Origin of the sequence: Citrobacter sp. CK189, from assembly GCF_030333505.1 — a bacterium.
In the GTDB taxonomy this organism is placed as follows: Bacteria; Pseudomonadota; Gammaproteobacteria; order Enterobacterales; family Enterobacteriaceae; genus Citrobacter_B; species Citrobacter_B koseri.
The window spans coordinates 691,562-704,108 of record NZ_JAOWFV010000038.1; the positions used below are offsets into that span (position 1 = coordinate 691,562).

Annotated in this window: 10 protein-coding genes; 6 read left to right on the forward strand and 4 right to left on the reverse strand. The window is 47.6% G+C overall.

The features are described 5' to 3' along the window. Positions 1 to 28: 28 nt before the first annotated feature. The 4 genes from amyA to fliD form a co-directional block, all read right to left on the reverse strand. Positions 29 to 1,516: an alpha-amylase gene (gene amyA, locus OGV83_RS13235; RefSeq protein WP_286463781.1), complete on the reverse strand. Its 1,488-nt coding sequence runs from the start codon at positions 1,514 to 1,516 to the stop codon at positions 29 to 31. A gap of 68 nt (positions 1,517 to 1,584) precedes the next feature. Beyond that, a complete protein-coding gene (gene fliT / locus OGV83_RS13240) occupies positions 1,585 to 1,956 on the reverse strand; it encodes a flagella biosynthesis regulatory protein FliT (protein WP_286463783.1) in 372 nt (123 codons plus the stop codon). Next, positions 1,956 to 2,363 (reverse strand): flagellar export chaperone FliS, encoded by a 408-nt coding sequence (fliS, locus tag OGV83_RS13245; protein ID WP_115181519.1) that lies wholly within the window; start codon positions 2,361 to 2,363, stop codon positions 1,956 to 1,958. The genes fliT and fliS overlap by 1 nt, the downstream gene beginning before the upstream one ends. 15 nt (positions 2,364 to 2,378) lie before the next feature. Beyond that, on the reverse strand, positions 2,379 to 3,785 hold the full coding sequence (gene fliD, locus OGV83_RS13250) for a flagellar filament capping protein FliD (protein WP_286464006.1): 1,407 nt from the start codon (positions 3,783 to 3,785) through the stop codon (positions 2,379 to 2,381). A 256-nt stretch (positions 3,786 to 4,041) separates the two neighbouring features. Here fliD and OGV83_RS13255 point away from each other — a divergent pair, with 256 nt between their 5' ends. The 6 genes from OGV83_RS13255 to tcyJ all read left to right on the forward strand — a co-directional run bounded on the left by OGV83_RS13255 (position 4,042) and on the right by tcyJ (position 12,532). Next, positions 4,042 to 5,235 carry a FliC/FljB family flagellin gene (locus OGV83_RS13255; RefSeq protein ID WP_286463784.1) on the forward strand — a complete coding sequence of 398 codons (1,194 nt, stop codon included), beginning with the start codon at positions 4,042 to 4,044 and terminating at the stop codon, positions 5,233 to 5,235. A 152-nt stretch (positions 5,236 to 5,387) separates the two neighbouring features. Further along, on the forward strand, positions 5,388 to 8,837 hold the full coding sequence (locus tag OGV83_RS13260; protein WP_286463786.1) for an O-linked N-acetylglucosamine transferase family protein: 3,450 nt from the start codon (positions 5,388 to 5,390) through the stop codon (positions 8,835 to 8,837). Between the two features lie 90 nt (positions 8,838 to 8,927). Beyond that, a complete protein-coding gene (locus OGV83_RS13265) occupies positions 8,928 to 10,073 on the forward strand; it encodes a DegT/DnrJ/EryC1/StrS family aminotransferase (RefSeq protein ID WP_286463787.1) in 1,146 nt (381 codons plus the stop codon). 239 nt (positions 10,074 to 10,312) lie between these two features. Continuing rightward, positions 10,313 to 11,032 (forward strand): RNA polymerase sigma factor FliA, encoded by a 720-nt coding sequence (gene fliA, locus OGV83_RS13270; protein WP_024130237.1) that lies wholly within the window; start codon positions 10,313 to 10,315, stop codon positions 11,030 to 11,032. 60 nt (positions 11,033 to 11,092) lie between these two features. Then, the gene (gene fliZ, locus OGV83_RS13275) at positions 11,093 to 11,644 is read left to right on the forward strand and encodes a flagella biosynthesis regulatory protein FliZ (protein WP_012131925.1); all 552 of its coding nucleotides are present in this window, start codon (positions 11,093 to 11,095) and stop codon (positions 11,642 to 11,644) included. A gap of 87 nt (positions 11,645 to 11,731) precedes the next feature. Continuing rightward, complete coding sequence (gene tcyJ / locus OGV83_RS13280; protein ID WP_024130238.1) at positions 11,732 to 12,532, forward strand: cystine ABC transporter substrate-binding protein; 801 nt, start codon at positions 11,732 to 11,734, stop codon at positions 12,530 to 12,532. Positions 12,533 to 12,547: the final 15 nt, after the last annotated feature.

Here is a 12,547-nt window from a genome sequence, read left to right on the forward strand (position 1 = left end):
CTTACCCGGCCGGTGTTCTCTCCTGTACTTACAGTGCATCTTCAATGACCCATACGCTGACGCAGCCACCGTTGCAGGTAAACGTGGCCTCACCCTGTTCATCGGTGGTTACGCGCTCTTCCCGATTGCCTAAAAAATCACGCCAGGTCTTGTTGGCGTAATTTTCACCTAGCGTAATGGTCTTCTCGCCGTCATCGCCGTTGGAAAGTACGACCACGCAGCCAGGATCGTCGTCTGTACCGCTACGGCTAAAGGCAACGCAGTTGGGGTGGTCGAAAAAGAGCGTCTGGATGCCGTGGGCAAAACGCTGGCGCGCGAGAATCAGTTGATCGAGCTGTTCGATAACGGGCATATCAATGGTGTAGGTTTCGCCGTCGCCACCCGTATCTTCGTAATGTGCGCCGTAGAGATCAGGGTAGAACACTGACGGTACGCCGTTCTCCCGCAACAGGATCAACGCATAGGCCAGCGGCTTAAACCAGGCTTCAACGGGCGCTTCAAGCGCCTGTAACGGTTGGGTATCGTGATTTGCCACGAGCGTTACGGCATGGAAAGGATCGGCTTCCACCAGCGTGTCGGTGAAAATCTGGCTCATATCGTAATCACGCCCCTGACGAGAGGCTTCGTGGAAGTTCATCTGTAGCGGCGCGTCGAACAGCATGGTTTTTCCATCCACCTGATCGATATAGGCTTGTAGCTTGTCCACTTCATGAGACCAGTACTCCGCCACAATGAACAGCGGCTTTGGCGCAACCTCCTGGACGTGTTCTATCCACTCTTTATAAAACCAGGCCGGAATGTGTTTGACCGCATCCAGGCGGAAGCCGTCGCAATGGGTTTGCGCCATGACCCAACGCGCCCAGTATTTGATCTCCTCGGTGACCGCATGGTTGCGAAAGTCGATGTTTTCGCCCATCAGATAGTCGAAATTACCCATCTCATCATCGACCTGGTCGTTCCAGCCGTCGCCAGTGTAGTCGTTGACGATCTTAAAGATGCCGTCTTCGTCCGGGTTTTCGATGTGATCAATACCGCTGAAGCATTTGAAATCCCAGATAAACTGCGAATATTGACCGGCGCGGGCAGGGAAGGTGTAACGCGTCCAGCCTTCACATTCGATGATCTCGTCATCGATTTGCGTGCGATCATCTTCATTGACCCGCTGTACGCGAATGGACTCTTTTTCATCCGCGCCCATTTTGTGGTTGACGACCACGTCGAGCAAAACCGCAATGTCATTTTGTTTTAGCGCCTTAATGGCGGCCAGCAGCTGCGCTTTGTCGCCATATTTTGTGGCGACAGCTCCTTTCTGATCAAACTCACCCAGATCAAACAGGTCATACGAATCATAACCTACGGAATATCCGCCGGACGCGCCTTTATAGGCGGGCGGTAACCAGACCATATTAATGCCGATATCATTGAGGCCGCCAGCGCGCTCAGCCAGTTCTGGCCAGAGCTTGCCGCCGTCAGGGTAATACCAGTGGAAGTACTGCAATAGCGTGGGGTTTTTCATCTTCCGTGCTCCAGAAGCCGTCAGGCCAACTTCTGGAGTATGGATGATTTTTCACAGGTGGATAAAAATTATTGTGGGGCGGTAGGGACGTCAGGAACCAGCAACATACCGGATAGCCGACCATAGGCGTTATTCAGTGACTTCTGACGGGCTGATTGACCGATCAAATTACTAAGCTCATCCAGTCGTTCCTGAAGTAACGAGCGCAAAAGTTGCTCATTATCCAGCGTCTGTTTGATATATCCCGCAATCATATCCTGAAGGCTTTGCGTAATGCCCGGTGGAGTTTGTGTTTCCATAACCGTTTCAATACTTTGCAGGTAAGTGACTTCCTGCTCCAGTAATAGATCCCATTCCCCTCGCTGCGCAAGTTCCAGCAACGATTGGCTAAGCAGCGCAATACGCTGCCAACGGTTGATAAACTCCACGGCTGAGGTCATTAACGAGACTCCTGGGAAGATACTTTCGGTGAAATCTGCTTCCAGGCTTCCGCAATGTTGCCGAGTAACCCTTCCACTTCTTCAATGGCCTGACTGTCATTACGCAAGTTTGCCTGTAGCAAACGGCGGATCATATAGTCGTATAAGTCTGAAAGATGGGCGGCAATTTCACCGCCTTTTTCCTGATCTAAACCCGCTTTAAGGCCATTATCGATAATGTTAATGGCTTTACTTAATGCTTCGCCTTTAGCGACGATGTCGCCTTGTTCTAAAAACAGGCGAGCGCGCACCAGGGCGCTATTCGCGCCGTCAAACAACATCTCTATCAACTGGTGCGGACTGGCGCTCATTACGGCGCTTTCCACGCTGACTTGAGCATAAGCTTTGGTACCGCTCGCGGTGTACATGGTTACCTCGTGTTATCAGGAATTGCTCATTGCAGTAAATTGCTGGCTCAGATAATTACTGGTGTTATTCAGTTTGCTCATCATGGTATCCAGTTGCGTGAACTGGGCTTGATAACGTGCGATAGTATCGTCAATGCTGGAGCTAACCGCCAGATATTGTTTAGTCAGCTTTTTCAGCGTAGCGTTAATGTTGTCTTGCGCACTATCAATAATGCCGTCATCAGCCAGGTAACTTTTTACTTGTTCGGCAATTTTGGTAGTGATACCGGTTTCTTTTCCATCACCAACCAAAAGTTCGCGTGTAGCCGCGGTATTCTCGTCCAGTGCTTTTTTCAGCTTGGTATCATCAATTTTTAATTTACCGGTTGCCCCGTCTTGCGTAATACCAATCTCATTTAATGTTTTGAATGTTGAGGTACTGTTGCCATTAGCGAACTGAGCGCGGATCCCAGTCTGGATAGTACGTACAACGCTATCACCTAACAGCGCACCGTTTGACGAGTCTTGTTCTTCAGCGCCTTGATCAACGGCCGTGTATTTAGTCAACGTACTGAAGGTATCAATGAGTGCGTTATAGGCATCGACCCACGCTTTAATAGCTTCAGTAGACTTATCATTGGTCTTGGTCACGGTGACTTTTGCGTCAGTTACTTCTTTTGTCAGGGTTAAGGTTACCCCCTGCGGTGCGTCAGTAATGGTGTTACTCTGACGCTCAATATCAATACCATTTACCGTTAAATTCGCGTTCTGGGCCGCAACTAATTGTTTCATATTGCCCGAACCAGTTGTACTGTCGTAGGCAAGAAGATCATTCAGCTTGCTGTCACCGTCAACTGAGATAGTCATCTCGCTGTCAGTACCGGTTTCAGCGGTTAAAACTAATTGGTAGTCGCCTTCTTTTACCTTAACGATACTGGCAGAGATCCCGCTGTCTGCATCGTTAATCGCATCGCGAATCCCTTCTAATGATGTCTGATCGTTCGTCAGTTTAATTTCTAACGGTTTTTCGCGGCCCTTTTGCTCAATTGTCAGTGTACGGGTACCTGCGGTCAGATCGCCTAATTTATCTTTTTGTGAGCTGACATCCAGATCGGTCGTCAGCGATTGCGCTTGCGCCAGCTTCGTTACGCTAACTGTATACAGTCCCGGTGACGCACCAGCGGTGGTGGCAACGCCTAAGTCTGTAGTGCTACTGGTGATTTTGGTACTTTTAAATAGGTCTGCATTGTTAAGTGCGGTATTGGCTGTTTGAAATTTTTCTAATGCACTTTTAAGTGTTCCGTATGCCGTCAGGCGGGCTGTATTTGCGCTTTGCTGCTGGGTAATCGGAGTTAAACGTTTTTTTTCAGCAGTGGTCAGGTTCGTCAGCAATGTATCCAGCGGTAAGTTTGAGCCTACGCCTAATGATGTAAATGAAGCCATGCCGTATTCCTTGTGATTGCAAACAGTAGTTAACCGCGTTATCGGCAATCTGGAGGCAAAGTTTAATGATATTTTTATGAAAATAATACGCAGAATAATGACGTATAAAGCGGGTATTTCATGGGCTAAAAAAAAGATCCCGAAAACAAAAAATTTTCTAAAGTTCGAATTTAAGGTGCCGATACATGGGTTACGGTGAGAAACCGTGGGCAACAGCCCAATAAACATCAAGATGTAAATTGATAAGGAAAAGATCATGGCACAAGTCATCAATACAAACAGCCTGTCGCTGTTGACCCAGAACAACCTGAACAAATCTCAGGGGAGCCTGAGCTCTGCTATCGAACGTCTGTCTTCCGGTCTGCGCATCAACAGCGCGAAAGATGACGCTGCTGGTCAGGCAATTGCTAACCGCTTCACTTCAAACATCAAAGGCCTGACTCAGGCTTCCCGTAACGCCAACGATGGTATCTCTGTTGCTCAGACTACTGAAGGTTCTCTGAACGAAATCAACAACAACCTGCAGCGTATCCGTGAACTGTCCGTACAGGCTGCTAACGGTTCTAACTCCGATTCCGATCTGTCTTCTATCCAGGACGAAATTAAACAGCGTTTAAGCGAAATCGATCGCGTATCTGGTCAAACTCAGTTCAACGGTACCAAAATTCTGAGTAAAAATCAGACTCTGACCATCCAGGTTGGTGCTAACGATGGCGAAACCATCGATATCAACCTGCAAGAAATTACCTCTAAAACTTTGGGTCTGGATAGTTTTAACGTTAACGGCCCGAAAGGTACAATATCTGCTGCAACCGCTTCAGATTTCAAAGGTTTCTACGGCGACACCACTCAGGTTTCCAGTGCTACTGTTGAAGAGAAAACTGGCGATGCTCTGGCAACTCGTCTGGGCGTATCTACAGCTAACGTTGCATTTGACGATGCAAATGTTTACAAAGATGAAAAAGGCAACTTGTTTGCGAAAGTGACTGTATCTGCTGGTAGCGCAGCTGAGTCTAACAACCTGAAAGCGAATGGTTTCGAGATTGCTGATGGTTCTAACGCAAGTTTCTATGTAGCGCTTGATTCGCAGTCTGCGGATACTTCTACACCTACAACTGCAGCTTTCACTATTGATACTGATTCTTTAAGCTTCAAGAGCATGACTACTGGTGCGACCTCTGGTGCGCTGGATAAAATTGACCAGGCTCTGGCTAAAGTTGACGAATTCCGTAGCTCCTTGGGTGCAATTCAAAACCGTTTTGAATCTGCCATCACCAACTTGGGTAACACCGTGAACAACCTGTCTTCTGCACGTAGCCGTATTGAAGATGCTGACTACGCGACTGAAGTGTCCAATATGTCTCGTGCACAGATCCTGCAACAGGCGGGTACCTCTGTTCTGGCGCAGGCCAACCAGGTTCCTCAGAACGTGCTGTCCCTGCTGCGTTAATCCCTCTTCGCAGAAAAAAGCCAACCTTCGGGTTGGCTTTTTTGTTTCGGACAATGGCGGAAATAGCCCCTTCATAGCCTTATGTTTGCCGTATTGGCCGGAGCGTTGCTTTTATATAGTGAAGCAATTGTTCGACATTACAGGAACGGTGTATGACGACTCATGAAGTCATTGAGACCTCTCACTCTTTGGGTATTCCTTTTAGTTTGCATCCAGACCCTATAGCAAATCCTGAGCACATTTGTGCGATGGCCTCTCTGTATGGCTTCGAAAGCTTGCCATCTCACAAGGCGCGAGTGCTTATTTTAGGCTGCGGACGCGGCGATAACCTCTTACCGTTTGCCCTTGCCAATCCTGATGCGAAAGTTATCGGTATTGATATTGATGATGAAAGTGTTCAGCAGGGCGAAGTGTTGCGCCAGGCAGCAGGGGCAGACAATGTCCAGCTCGGTGCATTATCGCTGAATCAGCTTGTTGAACTGGATGTAGGAAAACAAGATTATATTTTTGTGCAGGGTGATTTAACCTATCTGGACCACCCCAGCCGTCAGGTCATTATCGCCTGGTGTCGGCAGTCTCTTTCTTCGCAAGGTATTATTGCCATTCGTTGGCCGTGCCATCCAGGCGCACGCCATGACGAGACGTTAAGAGATGCGATGTTGCTACATAGCAGCCTGGCTACTTCCTACGAGGAGCAAGTCAATAGTGCTCGGGCGATAGCGACATTTTTGGCCCTCGGTTCGACAGGGTTGCAAAATGACAAACTACAATCTGTACTGAAAACCCTGGATACGCTCAGCGATACCACTCTGGCGTTGCGCTACTTAAGTGGTATGAATGAGGCTAACTATTTGGTTGATTTTAATCAGATGGTGGAACAAAACGGTCTCTGCTACCTCGGTGATGCTCAGCCCTGGACAGAGATAGCTGAATTCTATGGCGACAATGTGCAAGTCATGCTCAATACGATTTGTCCACAGGATAACAAGGTGTTGCGTCAGCAGTATCTTGATTTTGCCACCAGCCGTAGCGAACGTTTTAGCCTGTTGGTAGTTGCAGAACACCAGTCCTATATTACTTCTGCTCCTGAACTTAGCGAACTTGAGCATCTGAACTGGGCTGGTAATTTCCGCCGTTATTTCTCCCATGAAGAGGGTACAACCGGTCATATCACCAATGATGGTAAGTTCCTGCAAATCAGTCATCCGCTAACGTTAACGGTGCTCGACCTGTTAGGTGAAGTGTGGCCTTACAGTCTATCCTTTGATGACATTGTGTCGCAGACCGCCATACCCGGGGATGAACTTGCCCCACATCGTCAGGCTGTTATGCGTGTAATGCGTTCGCTGTTTATGAAGGGTATTCCTGCACTACATACCTGTAAGGGTATAGATGCCTGGCAGCGTAATGCTGTGCGAATGGTGAGTGGACATAAAAGCGTTGTCGCGTTGATGGGTTCAGAGCATGTGGAGAATATACTGTTTAACTTCTGGTACGAAACTGTTGATATCACACCGGAAGAGAGGGCGCTACTTAGACAGTCAGAGTTGAAAGTTAATGCAGAGAACTACCAACAACTGGAGAACTTGCGTCATAAAGGTCTGCTAATGGGCTCACCTCAGGCATGGCAAAGGTACTATCAGCAAATGTTGTTGGCACAAGATGCTCAGGAGAGTATTGGTTCTATTGGCCCGCTATTGTTATTCAGCAGTTCTCTTTTTGAACAATCAAGTTCGCGTCGTATAGCATTTTTACCACAGGCAGGCCGTGATTATCTTGATAATAAACAGATGAAGAAAGTTAACGGTTTCTTCGGTCGTCATGAGTACCAGCAGGCATTGCACTATATGCTGGAACTGCAGCAGGTGGAGCCGAATAATCCGGGGATCTGGTATCAGCTTTCACAAACGTATCTGGGGATGCAGGATCATGCTAAAGCGCTGGATGCATTCATGCATCTCTTTGCTCTTGAAGCGCGAACTTTACAGTACTACCAGCAATTTGTCATGTTACTTATTAAGCTTGAGAATAACTGGCATGCTGAAAAACTGGCATGGCGATGCTTACGTCATGACGATAAAAATTATAAAATCTGGACGTTTATTGCCCGAATAACGATGGAAAAAGGGCAACTACAACAGGCGAGTGGATACCTTGAAAAAGCGATTGCGATTGAACCGGGCTATATAATGGCCGCATCTTTGATGGGGAATATTTATGCCGATCAGTCGAATCAGGACGAGGCATTGATTTGGTTACGCAAAACCAGCGAACTTGCGCCGTCTGACTTGAATTACATGACTAATTACCTGTTTGCTTTGTTGCATCATCACCGCAGCAGTGCTGATTATGTGTTCAAAGAACATTGTCGATATGGACAGCGGGTCACCGAATGGGCGAAGCAACAAAATGTGCTGTTCCAGTATCCACAAACTAACGATCCCACGCGTAGATTGCGTATTGGCTTTGTTTCCGGTGACTTACGTAATCATCCGGTGAGCAACTTCATTTTGCCAATCTGGTTGTCATTTGATACCCGAGAATATGAATTGTATGCGTACCATACTTACAGTAAAGAAGATGGTATATCCGATCAGCTCAAAGAAAAAACGGCGGTCTGGCGTTCAGTGGCACATTTAAGTCAGGTTGAACTTGCGCGTCAGATTAATGATGACCAAATCGATGTGCTTATCGATCTCTCAGGGCACACTAACTTCAATCGATTGCAAATGTTTGGCTTGCGACCTGCACCAGTCTCCATGTCGTTCCTTGGCTATCCTGGGACAACAGGCCTTCAGCAGATCGATTATTATTTGGCGCATAACAAAATGTCGCAGCCAGGTGAACTGGATAGTCAATTCACAGAAGCACTCATTCATCTTCCCTTTAATGAGCAATTTACACTGTTTCAACATGCGCCTGATGTGACGCCATCTCCAGTTCTGGAGACCGGCAGATTTACATTCGGTAGTTTTAATCGACCTAATAAAATTAATGATGAAGTACTGGTCTGCTGGGCTGAAGTGCTAAACCAGCACGGCAGCGCGCAGATGCTTATTGGTAATATGGTAGATGATGACATGATCGCCCGCTACGAGCAGCGATTTGCAGAACATGGTATTAATAGTAACAGATTGATTTTCAGAAAAAGAACAGGCATTTCTGAATATTTACGTATGCATGCTGAAGTTGATATGTTACTTGATGCCTTCCCTTATCCGGGAGGGACAACTACCAACTTTGCGCTGCAAATGGGGGTGGTGAGTCTGACCCTCGTGGGTGGGACTTTTGTTTCCCGCCAGGGAGCGTCTAATCTGCGTCAATTCGATTTGGATCGGTTTGTGGTGAGCTCAACCCGCGAATACATTTCCCGTGCATTGGAGGTTGCTAAAGACATTGAAGGTTTGAACGCGATTCGACTAGGAATGCGTGATCGTATACGACGTAAAGGCTTACACGGTGGTTCACCAGCAGTGTATCTACAACGTGCAGTAAGAGAAGCTTGGGGACGATACTGTCGCGGCGAAATGCCTTCTTCATTCTGCGTGGCAGAAGAGGTTGTGCAGGACCAGCCTAGCCAATTTACAATAAATAGCGCCTAATTAAATGGGTATTCAGGTCATTGAATTCAGAGAGCAACGTTATGCTGAGGAAATGATTAACAGCAGAGCGCTGCCTCTCTGGGAGTGACGATGAAAGACCCCGTTTTTGTTACCAGCCCATTGCTTTCACCACTGGAAGAGTTCATACCCTATCTTGAAGATATATGGGCGAATAAACAACTCACCAATGGCGGCCCGTTTCACCAACAGCTTGAAACGGCGCTTGCAGAGTATCTTGGTGTTGAACATCTTTGCCTTTTTTCGAACGGTACGCTGGCATTACTTACCGCACTCCAGGTATTAAGAATCACGGGTGAAGTGATTACGACACCTTATTCATTTGTCGCAACTTCTCATACTTTACTCTGGAATGGGCTGACGCCAGTATTTGCTGATATTGATCCCGTCACCTGTAATATCGATCCTGCGCAAATCGAAAAACTTATTACTCCGGCAACGACTGCAATTCTGCCCGTCCATTGTTATGGACTGCCCTGTGATGTAGACAGAATTCAGGATATTGCTGATGCCTGGGGCTTAAAAGTTATTTATGATGCGGCGCATGCTTTTGGTGTAAAGAAAACTGGCCAGAGCATTTTAAAGTATGGAGATTTATCAATCCTGAGTTTCCATGCGACTAAAGTCTTCAATACATTCGAAGGTGGCGCAATCATTTGTCCTGACGCAAGAATGAAGCAGCGCATTGATTATCTGAAAAATTTTGGTTTTGCTGATGAAACGACCGTTGTTGCGCCAGGCATTAATGCCAAAATGAATGAGGTACAAGCTGCATTTGGACTTGTTCAATTAAAACACATTGATGAGGCGCTACGAAAACGACGCAAAAAATACCATCGTTATTGTGAGTTATTACAAGATGTTCCTGGCGTTGATGTGTTTTTAGCAGCGGAGGATATTGAATGGAATCATGCCTATTTCCCTGTCACCGTGAATGAACAATATCCATTAAGTCGTGATGCGCTATATGATACCCTAAAATCAGCAGGTTTCCACGGAAGGCGATATTTTTATCCGCTGATCAGTTCATTTTCTATGTATCGACATCTTCCTTCGGCACAACCGCATAATCTACCGATGGCGGTTAACATGTCAGAACAGATATTGTGTTTACCGATGTTTCCTGAACTTTCAGATGCTGATTTACATCACATTGTGGAAATTATACGCCATTACGCTCTGGTAGCGTCTGACAGCAAAATGGAAAAAATTGCATGACCTTTATGTCTGACTACGCTTTGCATGGAAATATTAGGTTGTAAAAACGGTATGAAGTTTTTTTAGTGAAAATGCGATGGATAGCAAAATTTGTGTTTAGTCTCAAAAGTCTCAGTTATTCAAAGGGTTAAAATAAAACCCTTAAATAACAGCCATTTTCATACATTATTCTGCCGATAGAACGCACTGCAGAAACGGATAATCATGCCGATAACTCAACTAACGCAGGGCTGTTTATCGTGAATTCACTGTATACCGCTGAAGGTGTAATGGATAAACACTCGCTGTGGCAGCGTTATGTACCGCTGGTGCGTCACGAAGCATTGCGCCTGCAGGTGCGTTTGCCGGCGAGCGTGGAACTGGACGATCTGCTACAAGCGGGCGGTATCGGGTTATTGAATGCAGTTGACCGATATGACGCTCTGCAAGGAACGGCATTTACCACTTACGCAGTGCAGCGTATTCGTGGAGCGATGCTGGATGAACTACGCAGCCGTGACTGGGTGCCGCGTAGCGTCCGGCGCAATGCTCGCGAAGTGGCGCAGGCGATGGGGCAACTGGAGCAGGAATTAGGGCGCAACGCGACGGAAACTGAGGTGGCGGAGCGGCTGGCTATTCCTGTGGAAGAGTATCGTCAGATGTTGCTTGATACCAATAACAGCCAACTCTTCTCTTATGACGAGTGGCGGGAAGAGCATGGCGATAGCATTGAGCTGGTGACGGAAGAACACCAGCAGGAAAACCCGTTACAACAGCTCCTTGAGAGCAATTTACGCCAGCGTGTGATGGATGCGATTGAATCGTTGCCAGAACGCGAACAGCTGGTGTTGACGCTGTATTACCAGGAAGAGCTCAATCTGAAGGAGATTGGCGCGGTGCTGGAAGTCGGCGAGTCACGGGTAAGCCAGTTGCACAGCCAGGCCATCAAGCGTCTACGCACCAAGCTGGGTAAGTTATAAAGGGCGATCGTCGTCGCCCCTTAATAGTGCCGCACAACGTATTGACTACCAGGAGTTCTCATGACGGTGCAGCAATCTAAAAGACGGCCACTAAGCCGCTACCTCAAAGACTTTAAACACAGCCAGACGCATTGCGCTCATTGCCATAAATTGCTCGACAGGATCACGTTGGTTCGCCGGGGGCAGATTGTCAATAAAATCGCGATTTCCCGCCTGGATACGCTGATGGACGACGCACAATGGCAGGAGGAGCAGAAGGAGTGGTCGGCGCTGTGCCGTTTCTGCGGCGATCTGCACTGCAAAGAGCAGAGTGACTTCTTTGACATCATCGGTTTTAAACAATTCTTGTTTGAGCAAACCGAAATGAGCCACGGCACCGTGCGTGAATATGTCGTGCGCCTGCGTCGCCTGGGCAACCATCTCACCGAACAGAACATTTCTCACGACCTGCTACAGGAAGGTTTTCTTGATGAAAACCTGGCCCCGTGGTTACCCGAAACCAGCACTAATAACTATCGGATCGCGCTGCGTAAGTACGAACAGTATAAAACGCATACGCATGCCGGACAGATGCAGAAATCATCCCGGATGGCTACTTCTGATATATATTAAAAATGAATAACATGTAGCGGAGTCGTGTTTGTGATTAGCAGCAAACCCTCTACACTACGGTCATTAATGACAACATTCGGGGTAACTATGAAATTAGCACTTCTGGGACGTCAGGCTCTGATGGGTGTGATGGCAGTTGCACTTGTCGCCGGGATGAGCGTGAAGAGTTATGCAGATGAAGGTCTGTTAAACAAAGTAAAAGAGCGCGGCACGCTGCTGGTAGGCCTGGAAGGGACTTACCCGCCGTTCAGTTTCCAGGGTGATGACGGCAAACTGACCGGGTTTGAAGTGGAGTTCGCAGAAGAACTGGCGAAACACCTCGGCGTAAAAGCCTCGCTGAAACCGACCAAATGGGACGGTATGCTGGCGTCGCTGGATTCCAAACGTATTGATGTGGTTATCAACCAGGTCACTATCTCCGACGAACGTAAGAAAAAATACGACTTCTCAACACCTTATACTATTTCTGGTATTCAGGCGCTGGTGAAAAAAGGCAATGAAGGCAGCATCAACACGGCGGCTGACCTGAAAGGTAAGAAGGTCGGCGTTGGTCTGGGAACAAACTACGAAGAGTGGTTGCGCCAGAACGTACAGGGTGTAGACATTCGCACCTATGATGACGATCCGACGAAATACCAGGATCTGCGCGTAGGCCGTATTGACGCTATTCTGGTGGATCGCCTGGCCGCATTGGATCTGGTGAAGAAAACCAAAGACACGCTGGCCGTTACCGGCGAAGCGTTCTCCCGTCAGGAAGCCGGTGTGGCGCTGCGTAAAGGCAATGAAGATCTGCTGAAAGCGGTAGATGGCGCCATTGCCGATATGCAGAAAGACGGCACGCTGAAAGCGCTGTCTGAGAAATGGTTTGGCGCAGATGTGACTAAATAATCGTCATAATTGCAA

Excerpts from the sequence above, each read along its gene's own strand:
- OGV83_RS13255 (WP_286463784.1), top strand. The coding sequence starts at position 4,042 with ATGGCACAAGTCATCAATACAAACAGCCTGTCGCTGTTGACCCAGAAC.
- amyA (WP_286463781.1), bottom strand. The coding sequence starts at position 1,516 with ATGAAAAACCCCACGCTATTGCAGTACTTCCACTGGTATTACCCTGAC.
- fliT (WP_286463783.1), bottom strand. The coding sequence starts at position 1,956 with ATGACCTCAGCCGTGGAGTTTATCAACCGTTGGCAGCGTATTGCGCTG.
- fliS (WP_115181519.1), bottom strand. The coding sequence starts at position 2,363 with ATGTACACCGCGAGCGGTACCAAAGCTTATGCTCAAGTCAGCGTGGAA.
- OGV83_RS13260 (WP_286463786.1), top strand. The coding sequence starts at position 5,388 with ATGACGACTCATGAAGTCATTGAGACCTCTCACTCTTTGGGTATTCCT.
- fliZ (WP_012131925.1), top strand. The coding sequence starts at position 11,093 with ATGACGGTGCAGCAATCTAAAAGACGGCCACTAAGCCGCTACCTCAAA.
- tcyJ (WP_024130238.1), top strand. The coding sequence starts at position 11,732 with ATGAAATTAGCACTTCTGGGACGTCAGGCTCTGATGGGTGTGATGGCA.
- OGV83_RS13265 (WP_286463787.1), top strand. The coding sequence starts at position 8,928 with ATGAAAGACCCCGTTTTTGTTACCAGCCCATTGCTTTCACCACTGGAA.
- fliD (WP_286464006.1), bottom strand. The coding sequence starts at position 3,785 with ATGGCTTCATTTACATCATTAGGCGTAGGCTCAAACTTACCGCTGGAT.